Annotated in this window: 16 protein-coding genes and 1 riboswitch; of the genes, 12 read left to right on the plus strand and 4 right to left on the minus strand. The window is 50.3% G+C overall.

Features of this window, described 5'->3' with window-relative positions; genetic code table 11:
- The first annotated feature begins 36 nt into the window (after window positions 1-36).
- A complete protein-coding gene (lipB, locus tag IMQ33_RS22275) occupies window positions 37-705 on the plus strand; it encodes a lipoyl(octanoyl) transferase LipB (RefSeq protein WP_024530806.1) in 669 nt (222 codons plus the stop codon).
- Window positions 706-861: 156 nt separating this feature from the next.
- On the opposite strand, the gene IMQ33_RS22280 is transcribed toward lipB, so the two are convergent.
- Entirely contained in the window at window positions 862-1,191 is a 330-nt protein-coding gene (locus IMQ33_RS22280) for a hypothetical protein (RefSeq protein ID WP_196062728.1), read from the minus strand.
- A 480-nt stretch (window positions 1,192-1,671) separates the two neighbouring features.
- Between IMQ33_RS22280 and lipA the strand changes: the two genes are divergently transcribed.
- Window positions 1,672-2,637 (plus strand): lipoyl synthase, encoded by a 966-nt coding sequence (gene lipA / locus IMQ33_RS22285; protein ID WP_065686397.1) that lies wholly within the window; start codon window positions 1,672-1,674, stop codon window positions 2,635-2,637.
- A gap of 96 nt (window positions 2,638-2,733) precedes the next feature.
- Here lipA and tatA read toward each other — a convergent pair whose 3' ends face one another.
- Complete coding sequence (tatA, locus tag IMQ33_RS22290; RefSeq protein WP_173409654.1) at window positions 2,734-2,940, minus strand: Sec-independent protein translocase subunit TatA; 207 nt, start codon at window positions 2,938-2,940, stop codon at window positions 2,734-2,736.
- Window positions 2,941-3,159: 219 nt separating this feature from the next.
- Between tatA and adrA the strand changes: the two genes are divergently transcribed.
- Both adrA and crcB read left to right on the plus strand, forming a co-directional pair.
- Complete coding sequence (adrA, locus tag IMQ33_RS22295; RefSeq protein WP_065686396.1) at window positions 3,160-4,224, plus strand: diguanylate cyclase AdrA; 1,065 nt, start codon at window positions 3,160-3,162, stop codon at window positions 4,222-4,224.
- Window positions 4,225-4,516: 292 nt separating this feature from the next.
- A riboswitch (Fluoride riboswitch) is annotated at window positions 4,517-4,580 on the plus strand.
- A gap of 73 nt (window positions 4,581-4,653) precedes the next feature.
- Entirely contained in the window at window positions 4,654-5,037 is a 384-nt protein-coding gene (crcB, locus tag IMQ33_RS22300; protein ID WP_065686395.1) for a fluoride efflux transporter CrcB, read from the plus strand.
- Window positions 5,038-5,285: 248 nt separating this feature from the next.
- On the opposite strand, the gene cspE is transcribed toward crcB, so the two are convergent.
- Window positions 5,286-5,495, minus strand: a complete 210-nt coding sequence (cspE, locus tag IMQ33_RS22305; RefSeq protein ID WP_002210315.1) for a transcription antiterminator/RNA stability regulator CspE — start codon at window positions 5,493-5,495, stop codon at window positions 5,286-5,288.
- A gap of 346 nt (window positions 5,496-5,841) precedes the next feature.
- Here cspE and IMQ33_RS22310 point away from each other — a divergent pair, with 346 nt between their 5' ends.
- Both IMQ33_RS22310 and IMQ33_RS22315 read left to right on the plus strand, forming a co-directional pair.
- The gene (locus tag IMQ33_RS22310) at window positions 5,842-6,324 is read left to right on the plus strand and encodes a cold-shock protein (RefSeq protein ID WP_024484952.1); all 483 of its coding nucleotides are present in this window, start codon (window positions 5,842-5,844) and stop codon (window positions 6,322-6,324) included.
- Between the two features lie 73 nt (window positions 6,325-6,397).
- Entirely contained in the window at window positions 6,398-6,559 is a 162-nt protein-coding gene (locus IMQ33_RS22315; RefSeq protein ID WP_021180016.1) for a YnfU family zinc-binding protein, read from the plus strand.
- A 4-nt stretch (window positions 6,560-6,563) separates the two neighbouring features.
- Here IMQ33_RS22315 and IMQ33_RS22320 read toward each other — a convergent pair whose 3' ends face one another.
- Entirely contained in the window at window positions 6,564-8,003 is a 1,440-nt protein-coding gene (locus IMQ33_RS22320; RefSeq protein WP_161712320.1) for a diguanylate cyclase, read from the minus strand.
- Between the two features lie 1,097 nt (window positions 8,004-9,100).
- Here IMQ33_RS22320 and IMQ33_RS22325 point away from each other — a divergent pair.
- The 6 genes from IMQ33_RS22325 (at window position 9,101) to IMQ33_RS22350 (ending at window position 14,010) form a co-directional block, all read left to right on the plus strand.
- The gene (locus tag IMQ33_RS22325; protein ID WP_196062729.1) at window positions 9,101-9,769 is read left to right on the plus strand and encodes a DUF3313 domain-containing protein; all 669 of its coding nucleotides are present in this window, start codon (window positions 9,101-9,103) and stop codon (window positions 9,767-9,769) included.
- 232 nt (window positions 9,770-10,001) lie between these two features.
- Entirely contained in the window at window positions 10,002-10,703 is a 702-nt protein-coding gene (locus IMQ33_RS22330; protein ID WP_065686392.1) for a Crp/Fnr family transcriptional regulator, read from the plus strand.
- Window positions 10,704-10,735: 32 nt separating this feature from the next.
- Window positions 10,736-11,488, plus strand: coding sequence for a nucleoside phosphorylase (locus IMQ33_RS22335; protein ID WP_161738688.1), 753 nt, complete (start codon window positions 10,736-10,738; stop codon window positions 11,486-11,488).
- Window positions 11,488-12,231 (plus strand): nicotinamide riboside transporter PnuC, encoded by a 744-nt coding sequence (gene pnuC / locus IMQ33_RS22340; protein WP_065686390.1) that lies wholly within the window; start codon window positions 11,488-11,490, stop codon window positions 12,229-12,231. Before IMQ33_RS22335 ends, pnuC begins: the two co-directional genes overlap by 1 nt.
- Window positions 12,232-12,303: 72 nt before the next feature.
- Window positions 12,304-12,510 carry a hypothetical protein gene (locus tag IMQ33_RS22345; RefSeq protein WP_021180021.1) on the plus strand — a complete coding sequence of 69 codons (207 nt, stop codon included), beginning with the start codon at window positions 12,304-12,306 and terminating at the stop codon, window positions 12,508-12,510.
- Window positions 12,511-12,963: 453 nt separating this feature from the next.
- On the plus strand, window positions 12,964-14,010 hold the full coding sequence (locus IMQ33_RS22350; RefSeq protein ID WP_098928249.1) for a porin: 1,047 nt from the start codon (window positions 12,964-12,966) through the stop codon (window positions 14,008-14,010).
- Window positions 14,011-14,015 lie beyond the last annotated feature (5 nt).

Genomic DNA, 14,015 nt, shown 5'->3' on the forward strand with positions numbered 1-14,015 from the left:
CCGGTATAATGTTTTTACCACTTCTGTAACCTGACGATGCCCCGCTTGCAACACAATAAGATCATTCTCCGTCAGCTAGGGTTGCAGCCCTATGAGCCTGTATCCCAAGCCATGCACAGCTTCACCAATCACCGTGACGAGTCCACGCTAGATGAATTGTGGCTGGTGCAGCATCAAGCCGTATTCACCCAAGGTCAGGCCGGTAAGGCAGAGCATCTGCTGATGCCAGGCGATATCCCGGTGATCCAGAGCGATCGCGGCGGCCAGGTCACCTATCATGGCCCCGGCCAGCAGGTGCTGTACGTGATGGTGGATCTGAAACGCAATAAAGTGGGAGTACGCCAACTCGTCACAGCCTTGGAAGAGACCGTTATTAATACCCTCGCCCATTTCAAGATCGAATCGCGCGCGCGCGCGGATGCGCCCGGCGTATACGTGGGCGAACAAAAGATTTGTTCATTAGGTTTGCGGATCCGCAAAGGTAGCTCATTTCATGGCCTGGCCCTGAATGTCGCCATGGATCTCACCCCTTTCCAACGCATCAACCCCTGCGGTTATGCCGGAATGCAGATGACACAGGTCAGCGCGCTGGCACCAGGTGTCGGGATCGCCGATGTGCATCCCATTCTGGTACAGGAATTTGTTCATTTACTTGGCTACGAGACGGTCGAGCTGCGTAACTGGACTCTCAAAGACTATCTCTAATTTAACCTATAATAAAAAGCCCCGGACTCTATGCCGAGGCTTTTTTGACTTATTTTATCCTCTTCGATTATTCGAAGTAATCTGGTGCTAATAATTGAATGCCCATTATCCTGGGTATACCCTAACCCTCTTGGCTTCGGGCAATAAACGAGAAAACTACTGAATACAACTGAAGATTAATTTCGCTACACCATTCACCAGAAGGTGTGAATCAGTTTCTTCTTTAATCACCTTCATATTTTTGTTCATTGCATTACAGTAGGCTATTGCATCTCTAGCGACAAGCCCCTGCGCACCACTAACACGCCCACGGCCCAAAGAGGCTTCTACAGAAGCGACATAATTACCATCAGCAAGTTTTTCTACATTAGAATGGTAAGACAGCCCTATTGCACCAACCTCTGTTTTATCATTTTTAACCGCACACCCTGATAAAAACACCCCAGCAAGAACAACACCGCAAACACCTATATGAGAATATTTCATTATAACGCCATCCGTCTTTTAAATGATAATGTACGCATTATAAATACATTATTTAAATGGTGGTTAAACTAAAATATTCCGGGATACCGAGCACCTTCCTTATTTACATTTCGTTTAATTTATCTGTAAAAAAGAAGATCGAACCAGATCACCTGAACTCCTTGCTGCCCATCTCTCAATGCCACTTACCCCACCCCATCGATACGCGATCCGCATACCTGTGACCGATCACCGCCGTGCGGTCATGTTCCGTACTGCAGACAGGGTACTACCAGAGGCGCCTATTTCGCGGTATTTTCGGACGTTTTTTGACCACGGCAATGACTGACCTCTACCGTGATACAAGAGGGCTGAATGGATCACAATAAAAGTGATATAATTTTACCCGAGTTTTACCACCACTTTACCCCGAGTTTGTAATCGCTTGATCTTAAGCAACTAAAGCAAACATCGAGGTTCGTAACTGGAACCTGCACGATTATGAGTAAACCGATTCAGATGGAACGCGGCGTCAAATACCGCGATGCAGACAAAATGGCGTTAATCCCGGTAAAAACGGTGGCCACCGAACGCCAAGAGCTGTTACGCAAACCCGAGTGGATGAAGATCAAGCTCCCTGCCGACTCTACACGCATTCAAGGCATCAAGGCCGCGATGCGCAAAAATGGCCTGCATTCGGTCTGCGAAGAGGCGTCATGCCCAAACCTGTCTGAGTGCTTTAACCACGGTACCGCCACTTTCATGATCCTGGGGGCCATCTGTACCCGCCGTTGCCCATTCTGCGACGTGGCCCACGGCCGCCCGGTGGCTCCCGATGCCAACGAGCCGGAAAAGCTGGGGCAAACCATTGCCGACATGGCATTGCGCTATGTGGTGATCACCTCGGTTGACCGTGACGATTTACGTGACGGTGGCGCTCAACACTTTGCCGACTGCATTACTGCCATCCGTGCCAAGAGCCCGAGCATCAAGATCGAAACCCTGGTGCCAGACTTCCGTGGCCGTATGGATCGTGCGCTGGAAATCCTTACCGCCACGCCACCAGACGTGTTTAACCACAACCTGGAAAACGTGCCGCGTGTTTATCGCCAGGTACGTCCTGGGGCTAATTACGAGTGGTCATTGAAGTTGCTGGAGCGCTTTAAGGAAGCTCACCCATCGATCCCGACCAAATCCGGCCTGATGGTGGGGTTGGGTGAAACCAACGCGGAAATCGTGGAAGTGATGCGCGATCTGCGCCGTCATGGCGTAACCATGCTGACGCTGGGGCAGTATCTGCAACCAAGCCGTCACCATCTGCCAGTGCAGCGCTATGTCAGCCCGGCGGAGTTTGACGAAATGAAAGAAGAAGCGATGGCAATGGGCTTTACCCATGCTGCTTGCGGCCCGTTTGTACGCTCGTCCTATCATGCGGACTTGCAGGCCAAAGGGCTGGAAGTGAAGTAACCGCGGTAATCTTTTGTTACGCTTCACCCGCGATTAACGCCAAAAAACGGATGTCCTTGCGGCATCCGTTTTTTTATGGCTCAACAGCAGAGGCGGTTAAACGTCTTTCTTTTCGACGCTCTGCTGTGCGGTAGGCGTTTCAGCCGTATTCTGTACAGGAGGAGTGTCGTCGCCCACCGCTTTTTTAAAGCCTTTCAGCGCCGCACCCAGATCCGCGCCCAGAGTACGCAGTTTGCTGGTGCCGAACAGCAACACGATCAACACCGCAATTACCAGCAGCTTGGTAATACTGATACCTTCCATAATCACCTTCTTTATTCATTTATGGCTGCAGGACGCAGCGCGGGAACAAACTTTGTCTATAGGTATTTAGCGACTTTCTTTCGGCTATAACAACAACCAGTTGTAACAAGGTGAGATCTACCCGAGATGTTCTATGCTTAGATTATAGGGCATATTCTTAGCTATTCGTTTTTTTCCGGCTTCAGGCCGGCTGCATAATTCATCACAGGGAAACATGGGATGCCTACAGCTCCATCGGCTATTAACACCCGGCGTGCAGGTCTCAACTTCGCCAGGCGCCTCTACCTGCCACGTATTGTCGGCCTGGGGATTGGTTTCTTGTGCGTACTTACAGCGCTCTATCCAGAGCACCAGTCGGTTGGGGTGTGGATCTTACTGGCAGTAAATGGCTTTATCTGGCCACATGTCGCTTATCAGTGGTCTATCCGCAGCGAAGCCCCCTACGCCACCGAGATCCGCAACCTGCTCATCGATGCACTGCTAGGTGGGATGTGGGTAGCCATCATGGGTTTCAATGCGCTCCCCGCCGTGGTGATCCTGTCGATGATGGGGATGAACAATATCGCCTCCGGCGGACCGTCGCTGTATTTCAAAGGGCTGATGGCGCAAATCATCGGGGCACTGGTTACCAGTGCGATACTGGGCTTCCCCTTTACACCACAATCCACACCTCAGCAGGTTTATCTGTGTCTGCCGATGATCTTCATTTACCCAGTCTTCCTTGGTTATGTGACCTACCAAACCGCCAAGCGGCTGGCAGAAAAGCAACAGGAGCTATTGCGCATCAGCACGCGTGATGGCTTGACCGGCGTGTTTAACCGCCGCCATTGGGAACACCTGCTGCACAATGAGTTTGATAGCTGCCGGCGCTATAATCATACGGCTACGCTGATCCTGATGGATATTGACCATTTCAAAGCCATCAACGATACCTTCGGCCATGGGCTGGGGGATGAGGCGCTGATCGTTCTGGCGGAAGAGTTGGTGCTGGGGCTCCGGGCGATGGATATCGTTGGGCGCTACGGCGGAGATGAGTTTGGCGCGGTGTTGCCAAATACCAGTGCCGAACAGGCCAGCCTGGCGCTACACCGCATTCAGGAGCGCCTGAACGAGGTCGTCTTCCGTGAAGCCCCTGGGTTAAAGCTGAATATCAGCGCCGGGGTCGCCGATTACCAGCCCGAGATGCCCGGCTACCAGGAGTGGTTGAAGGCCGCCGATATCGCACTGTATCGGGCAAAAAATAATGGCCGCAACCGGCAGGAACTCGCCGAACATCAATGCTAGCCCACCAGTTTATTAAGTTGATAGCTTAATGATTTGATAAATTGGTTGGATAAATGACGTCGAAAAATAGCGTAACAGATGGGAGTCATACAGAACGCCGACACGCCGTAAACCCATCCCTGTTGGCTCGTATCGCGCGCCCATGCGCTCAACCCTGCACGACTCCTCTGGCGTTAGGTGTCGCGGTATTAAGTGCGGTTATTGAAGTTAAGTGAGTCATTCCTGGCTGGCGGAAGCTACTACAAAACCACAGCGACAAGGTGTAAAATCTGCCCCGCGCGATTGCTTCGCGCCAACAAACGGAGATGACATTCCTCCATAACCGCCTTTCACAGGCTGATGATGTCTACGTAACCTCTCAGAGAGGTGCGTAGGCGCTTGCCTGAACCTTTCTGAGCATCTTCCATCTTTAGGATAGGGTTTATCACCATGTGGAGTTCTTTACTGGCAGTGTTTATTGGCGGTGGTTTGGGTAGCATGTTGCGCTGGGCTGTGAGCCTTAAGCTCAACCCATTACATCAACATATTCCGTTGGGTACCTTGACGGTGAACCTGGTGGGGGCTTTTATCATCGGCCTGACCTTGGCACTGTTTACTCGCATGACGAACATTGACCCGATGTGGAAGCTGCTAATCACTACCGGCTTTTGCGGCGGGCTGACTACCTTCTCTACCTTCTCGCTCGAAGTGGTTTATCTGCTGCAGGACGGGCGCATTGTTTGGGCCATCGCCAATATGCTGCTCAACCTGGCGGGTTCGCTGGCGATGACGCTGTTGGCCTTTATGCTGGTTAGAGCGTTGTACGGCCATTAAAGTCTCGGGGCTTAATGTTTTCTTAATCTGCCATCGGGATAATCCTCGCTAAGTATTCTGGGCTGAGTGAGGAATTGAATGTTTAACCTGCCAAAAACCACTACTGAATGGGTTGTCACCCTGGCGTGCGTGCTGATCGTCCTGGCCTTCATCAAGGTTTACCTGTTCCCTTAACCGCTCCCGGCCTGAAAAAAAAGCATAAAAAACCCGCTCATGGAGCGGGTTTTAACAATTTTGGCTACTGTAGCTTAGATAGCGATAACGTTAGCAGCAGATGGCCCTTTGGCACCGTTCGTGATTTCAAATTCTACACGCTGGCCTTCAGCAAGAGTTTTGAAACCATTGCTAGCGATGGCAGAGAAATGAACGAAAACGTCCTTGCTACCATCTTCTGGAGTAATGAAACCGAAACCTTTAGATTCATTAAACCACTTAACGCTACCTTTAATCTTAGACATCAAACTTACCTTTAACGTGAATGTAAGACACAAAATGTGTGTCCAATACAGTACAGCAATTAGACGGGATTTTGTCCACAACACAGATCACATAAAATCGATAAAAAGTGAAAAAGTCGGTTATTTACCCTGTAAATTGATGTCTGCGGTTACCAGAGATGTCCAAGGCAGCCCAATACGCCAAAAAACCGTTGAGCAACCAATTAAACGCCTGCGACGCTCATTAGTGCCCCTCACCCCGCAGTTTTTAGGCTTTCGCCTTGCTGATGAAATACCGCCCCCCTGTCACTGCACGGCATTACGCGTTATCATTAGCGCTGTTACGAACGATCTGATGAGAATGACCATGAACGGCAAGATAACGACTTTTTTTGAAGACAAAGGCTTCGGTTTTATCACCGACGAGAACGGGGAAAATCGTTATTTTCACGTGATTAAAGTGCAAAACCCAGAGCTGATTAAGAAAAACGCGCTGGTAACCTTTGAGCCAACCAACAATACCAAAGGGCCATCGGCCTATGCGGTAAAGGTACAGGCACCAAGCAAGTACATCACCATCGCCAACGAGAGAATCAAAATCTCCAGCATCAAGTCCTTCGACACCTTCACCAAAGAAGTGCCGGTCAAGGTGGAGGTCGATAAAGAGAACACCGTGTTGTCCGTTGGCTTGCTGATGAACCGTATCCGTCCGCAAGTAGCCGAAGCGCCACAAACCGCCACGGAAACGCTGCGTATGCTGTCAGTCACCACCTTCCAGAACGCGACTCACGTCTTCTCTGAGCACGAAATCGATATCGATGAAACCGTGCAGGCGTTGAAGACCCTATAGCCCCTGAAAACATTCAAAGCAATTTAATGGCACCTGTGTTAGCGTGGGTTTTCACCTGACACAGGTACGCGACATGTCTGAATCCACCAGCGTTAAAGGTTACAATAACCGCACCACTCAAATTGCCTGCCCAAAGTGTGCTTATGTTACCGAACAGCAATGTTCAAAACTGCGTAAACTCAGCACCTTGATTTGCCCCAACTGCGGCACGCAATTCGCGCCAAAGCAGGGCTGAGACGCTATTTGAATATGACATGGCTGAGGCTGTTGCCGCTGACCATGTTAAACGATTCGACGCAGTTGCGGCCCTGGGACTTGGCGCGATAAAGCGCAATATCCGCCATATTCATCAGCTGTTCCAGTGACTTATCCTCATTCATTGCCAAACTCGCCACGCCCACACTAATTGTGATCCGCAATGGTGCCTTGCCGTTGGGGTTCAGCTCGGCACTTTCTATCCGCTGGCGCAAATGTTCCCCCAAGGCCACCGCCTGCGTCCCCAGTGCCCGCGGCAGCATAATGGCAAACTCTTCGCCCCCCAGTCGGCCAAATAACTGGTCGTGGCGTAGTTCACGCCGCAAAATATGAGCGAATGCCGCCAGAACGTGGTCACCGATGGCATGACCATGGGTATCATTGATCAGTTTGAAGTGATCGATATCGATTAACAACAGCGACACAGCCTCCTTCGTGCGCTGCTTATGTTCCAGCATTTCCCTGCCTTTGCGCGTTAAAGCACTACGCGCCAATGTCCCGGTAAGGAAGTCGTGGTTCGCACTGTGCTCCAGCCGGCGCAGCAGTTTACGGCTAACGGCAATCGAGCTGGACAAAATCAGCGGCCCCATCACCAACATGGCAATCCCCAAACGGGCTGACATCAGGCTGTCCATGACCGCCCCTCGCGCTCCCGGTGTTTCATACAGCATCAGATTGGCAGAAATGCTGACAATCTCCGTCACGCCGGTCAGAAGCGTCAGTAAGGTGACGGTAAATAAATGATAACGCACGGCGCACCATAACAGTGCGGGGATGGGGAAGGCTATCGCGCCCGGTCCACCGATATACACGCTAAGCGCCAACGAAAGCAACAACGCCAGTAAAGGCAGGCTGGAACGCCATTGCCAGCCAAACTGCAGGCTCAGTAATTGCTTTAAGCGTGGCGCGGCCAGCACGACCGGCAGGATTAACAGGTTGGTCGAGAACTGTTCGCTAAACCAGGACATCCAGGCAATGATCAGCGTATTGTTGTATTGACTGTCAGTGCGCAACACCGACAGCGTTGCCGACAGCGCGGCCCCAAGCAGACAGGCGGTAAACATATACAAAATCGCCTGGGGCTTGCCCATACGCCGTTGAGACTTGGGCAGCATCGACATCACGGCATAGCCGGTGGCAATCAGCGCCATATTGCAGGCATTGAGCCAAAGTGCCAGTGGCCAGTTTTCGCTGGTGCTGAGATCGGCGGCGATCATGCCAAGATAGGTGCCAATCCATCCCAACATCGTCGCATAGCCAGGCTTACGCAGCATCAAGCCAAGCAAAATAGCATTCACCGGCCAAAACAGAGAGAGTGACCCTAACGGGCGGGTGAAAATGCCAAACAAGGAAAGCAGGTAGGCCAATAAAAATACATTGACCAGCAGAACCGTCGCTGGCAAACGCTGTCTTTCTGCGCTCATGAAATAACCTGCGAAGCCATAATAACCACACTAACTATAAGCATGCTTTCTTTCCCCGAAAAAGAAAAACGAATCACTCCGCGCCACATTAAAATGGTCAATTAAATCAATCAAAAACCCTATCGTGTCTTATTATTTAATTCGTCTCTGAAAATGTAAAACCTGTTCGCAGGACTCATCTTTTAACGAAAACGATTGTTAATAGCATAGTCTAAATTGTTAACGCGACCGAAATAACAAACTATTAGAAATTATAAGGGCATAAGGTTAAGACTCTTCTCACTTGCGGGTTATTTTCCTGCAATGCCAGCAGAAGCGCAATGAAAAAAGCCCGTAAAGAGCTGCTGGCTGGAGGTCGAAAACCACATTGACAGTTACGGCGCAGGCCCACAGCCCAGCGCCGGTAGTGATGGTAAAGCAGCAAGCTTAAGCAGATCTTAGGCGTAAAAAAGCCCGGCTAGGAACCGGGCATAACGTGACGAAATGCAGTGTTAACCCAAACGGGCTAATAACCGGCTTATCATAACCCTCAATTGTGCAGAAAAAGTGGATCACACCAAGCACTCCCTCTTTAACTGGCAAGTCGTCACGGGTCTAACCGCTGCCAGACGGACTAGCGCATTGAGCACGCCTAACACGCAAAAAAAATCCCGCACAAGGCGGGATAAAATCAAAGGGATGGTAATACACTACAGGACTAACACAACATCATCGGGCTGGAATAACATTACCAGCGCGAGTGTATAGAAATGTCATGCTTGGGTAAGGATGATGCGCCAGATGTAACGCCTGATAGAAGCCACTGACAAACCTGCGATTTTCCCTCTGTCAGGACATTATTTGTAACCAATGGCAACAGGTATTTTTGTGGCGTATGTAGTTCGCCGTTAGCCGCTTGCCTAGTGGATTGCTGGCGTTGCACTACAAATCCCTTCACCGCGTCATAGTGCAAGGTATATTAATGAGCGATTCCTGTCGTAATAAAAACCAATTTGTAACAACACCATTTTTCTGCAAGAGCTATCTCATGTCTTATTTTGCAGGTTAGTGCTATATTTTTTAAGCACAAACCAACCCTACTTCATGATGAGAAGTATATGAAAAAAAATCGTTTTGGCGTTGCTGCGGTCGTATTGGCTGCGGGTATGTTGTTAGCGGGATGTTCCTCTAAGGTCGCAGAGACTACGCAGTATTCTGGGTTCCTGCAGGACTATAGCAAGCTGCAAAAAACTGAAACCGCCAGCGGGCATCAGGTTTTACGTTGGATCGCCCCAGGCTTTAAAGAGTCGAACTATCGTGGCATCTATATTTCACCGTTGGTGTTCTACCCACAGGCAAAACCGAATGCGCGTGTAAGCCAGCAAACGCTGGATCAGATCAGAGAGTACGCCAGCACCTCACTAAGAAATGCCGTTGCACAGCGTACTACGCTGTTACCTAGCCCATCGGGCTCACGCGTACTGGTCGCTAAAGTCGCCATTACTGCGGTAACCGCTGAAAACGAAGGTGTGCAATTCTATGAAGTTGTTCCTGTTGCCGCCGTTATTGCTACCACCATGGCTGCCAGCGGGCACAGAACGCAAGACACCGCGTTATTCATGGAAATCAAGCTGATCGATCAAGATACCGGTAAAACGGTATTGGCCGTAGTCCGTAAAGGCTTAGGTAAATCGGTCAACAATGAGAATGCCCCAATCACCTTGGCCGACGTGAAGAAAGCCATCGATGATATGGTGACGGATGTTGTGAACTTCCCGAAACAATAAGTTATGCAGCAAAAGATGGGGAAATGGTTTTCCCCATCTTTTCCCCTCCCCCGATTTCTCCGTTTAATATGTGAGTGCCATCACATCACTACCCTACCGACAAACAAGCTGGGACAAATGTCCCGACCAATATTCTAATATCAGAGCCAGCTTCCAGTTTTACGCGCTTTTTGGTGTTGCCGTCGGACTGGCGTCCTGTCCTTACCTGCCGGGGAACTTTATAGTTAGCGATATGCAGAACGACAAAAAAAACAGTGAATGGTTGAGCGTTGTCGAGTTGGTTACCGGTGATGCCATACTTTACGACCTGCTGAAATATTGCCCGTTGGCTATTTTACGCCGCTGGCAGTTGCAGCAAGTCAGACCCGGCACGTTGATCTGCCAACAGCATGAAATTTGCCAGGAATTTCATCTCATTGCGCAGGGTAACGTGGACGTTTTTATTCACGCCGACGATGGGCGTAAATATTTACAGGCACGCTACCACGCCGGAGATATGCTGGGTGAGCTCGAGATTTTTGAGCAACGGCCGTATATCTGCTCGGTAGAAGCAACCAGTGAAGTGACATTGCTGACGCTTTCACGCACCGATTTTTGCCACTGGCTGACGGTCGACAATTACTTCAACCAGAAAATCATTCAGTCGTTCAGCAGCCAGTACTATCAGCTATCGAAAAAAGCTGGCGAAGACAGTCTCTATTCATTGCACCAGCGCGTCTGCCATGCGCTGTGGCAAAGCTACCAACACCAGGGAGCCAAAAGTGAAGGAGAAATTACCATTAATAAACAACAGCTCAGCGAACAGTTTGCCGTGGCCCCACGCAGTATCAACCGCATCCTGTTTGAACTGCGCGAGCAGCAAATTATTACGGTCAACGGTGAACGGATTGCGGTGATCGACCCAGTCCGGTTACACCAGCAGGCCGGGTTTTAATTTTTGGCCGCAGCGCCAACCAGGATAGCCCTATGACTCAACTACAACCGCACATCCGGCTTAGCCGGCAGATGACACACGCCCATTACGCGCTGTTACCGGGCGATCCGCAACGCGTCGAACATGTTGCCCGCTTTCTGGATCAGGTGGAGGATTTTGGCCAAAATCGCGAATACCGCGCGCTACGCGGTTGGTTTCGTGGCGTGGAAGTCCTGGTGATATCCACCGGCATGGGTGGCCCTTCTACCGCCATCGCGGCCGAAGAGCTACATCAGATCGGCGTAGACTGCCTGGTACGCATTGGCAGCTGTGGTGCGATGCAAACCGCAATGAAGCTGGGCGATCTGGTGATAGCCAGCGCGGCGGTGCGCGATGAAGGCACCGGCAACGCCTATATTCCTGCTGCCTACCCGGCCAGTGCCGACTGCGGCCTGGTTTATCTGCTACGCCAGCAGGCAAAAAAACTGGGCTACAGCGCGCACTGCGGCTATGTTCGTAGCCATGACAGTTTCTACACCGACCGCGAACAGGAGATCACCGATTTTTGGTCGGCCAAGGGCATCCTCGCCGCCGATATGGAAACCGCCCCGCTGATGGTCGTTGGTGCACTGCGTAATATGCGCATTGCTTCTATCCTGAACGTGGTGGTGGAACACCAGGGCTGCCTGGAACAGAGCATCAACGACTATCAACAGCAGGAGCACTCCTGCCAACGTGGCGAGGAACGCGAAATCGTGCTCGCGCTCGAAACGCTGTATCAGGATCATCTTGAGAGGACGCAATAATGGATTTTTTCAGCATCAATAACGTCATGGTCAATATTCCCCTGGGTGAAGGTGGCTATGCGCTGTCATGGATCGAAGCCATAGGTACAGTGTTTGGCCTGCTGTGCATCTGGTTTGCCAGCAAAGAGAAGATCGTCAACTACCTGTTTGGTTTGATTAACGTCACGCTGTTTGCCGCTATCTTCTTCCAGATCCAACTGTACGCCAGCCTGCTGTTGCAGGTGTTTTTCTTCGTCGCCAACCTGTACGGCTGGTATGCCTGGAGCCGTCAGAATGAAAATAATGAAGCCGCGCTGAAAATTCGCTGGTTGCCACGGCAGAAGGCCCTCACGCTGCTGGTGGTTTGCGTGGTGGCCATCGGCCTGATGTCGCTGTTTATCGATCCGGTATTTGCCGTGCTGACGCGCATTGCCATCGGCATTATGCAGGGAATGGGCCTTTCAGTAGTGATGCCTGAACTGCAGCCAGACGCCTTCCCACTGTGGGATTCCACCATGCTGGTACTGTCGATCGCCGCCATGGTGCTGATGACGCGCAAATACGTCGAGAACTGGCTGCTGTGGGTAGTGATTGACGTGATCAGCGTAGTGATTTACGCCATCCAGGGGGTTTATGCCATGTCGTTGGAGTATATTTTACTGACGGTGATTGCGCTGATGGGCTCGTTTGCCTGGATCAACAGTGCGCGCCAAAATGGCTCAAAGCCGTTGAAACAAGAGACAGCACTCAAGGCAATGCCTTGAAAATGGCGGGTATCCCCCCCATGTAACCTGTGTTGTCTGCCATTTCGGTAGGTCTAGCGAAAGGAAATGAATATGTTAGAGAATTATTTTGGCTCTGGGATCGCTCCAACTGAAGAGCAAAAACGCAGATTACTGGCGGTGCAGGCAGCACTGGAACTGTTGAAGGCAACGCTGTCTGACACCAACGACGGCAACGGTGTCGAATACCAGCTGAAAACGGCAGAAAAGCACGTCAGCTCTCTGGCAGATGCCATCCAGGCTGCCGTAGAGAAGAAGTAACGTCCTTGCCTTGCCGACCCCTGCGCAATCCACGTTGTGCGGGGGTTTTTATTGGCTGCTCTCCTCAAAAAAACGGCTTACCTCCCCTCACTGTCTTTATCCGTAATTTATATTTGTGCCAGCACTCACATATTTAACCAGGGAATTTTTGATTCCCATTCACAACACATCCCCTCTTCCTATAGTGTAAAAATCAATCACCAAGAGGGCGATAACTAAAAAATAAAACTTGGATTTGCTTATCAGCATTAAATCATGTGCGGCGTAGGTTGCTCATTGGCACGCTATTTTCTTTTTATTATTAAATAAATTAAATTCATTACCTCAAGCACAAGTCGTTAGAGAGATTAATGCATCCAGCTCAACTCATTATGTTTTTAAGTGAGTCGCTTTAGTTCGCCTCATATTTATAAAAAAACAAAAAAATGACTTACCTTACACAGGATCATAATAATGAAAATAATACCTCTGACATTACTCCTTCCTGCCCTGCTAGCCACCAGCGCCGCCGAGGCGGTGACGGTCTATAACAGTAAAGGAACACAACTCGATATTTATGGTCGTATCGAGGCACAAACCGGCAATGAATGGACAGATGAACACACCAATGCCACCAACCTGACCGGCCGTCTTGGCTTTGAAGCCAAGCAAAAGCTCGATGAACAATTCGGCTTGTTTGGCAAGTTGGAATGGCAAGTTAACACTCAGAAGAACGATACCGAGGTCGCCGAAGATAACTGGGATATTCGTTATGGCTATATCGGGATTGACGGTAAGGATCTGGGGAAATTGATGGTTGGCCGTACGCGCAACCCGATGTATCAGTGGATGGGCATCACCGATCGTTACATGAACTACACGGCTAACGTTTACTCCAACTGGGTCGGAACGCGTATCGATTCCTCCTATCAATGGAACCGTCAGGACGGCACATTACAATATGAATATACGTATGGCGGACTGGACGTTCGCACCGCCTACGTGATGGGTAACGGTGCAAGCGATAGCACCGTTGACGATGGTTATATGGCCAGCCTCGGCTACGCTTTTGAATTCCCGGTGATGGGTACGCCACTAAAAATCAAACCGGTGATTGCCTGGCAGAAAATGACCAAAGACCCCAAAAATACCAGCCTAAGCGGCAACTACACCGATTACACCCAAAAAGGGATTGGCATACGACTCAGCTACGACAAGGCTTATCTTGGTATCAACGTTGGCCGACAAACCTACGAGCAAACCGGCAAGCCAGACAAAGATTATGATGCCTTCGACTCGCTGGCCGAATACTGGTTTACCAGCAAAGTCGCGCTACGGGGTGGCTACTCGCAGTTGATCGAGTCTGAAAATGATTACGCCCACCGCAAACAGTGGATCTCTGAACTGGAATATCGCCTGAAAAAAGATGTACATCTTTCTGCCACCTACATTTATGACGATCGACAAAGCTACGATTCGGCAGAAAACCTGTGGGTACTAGGGTTACGTTACGAATTTTAATCACT

This window comes from Serratia sp. Res13-Sevr-LER1-36-b (assembly GCF_015673035.1).
Classification (GTDB): Bacteria; Pseudomonadota; Gammaproteobacteria; order Enterobacterales; family Enterobacteriaceae; genus Chania; species Chania fonticola_C.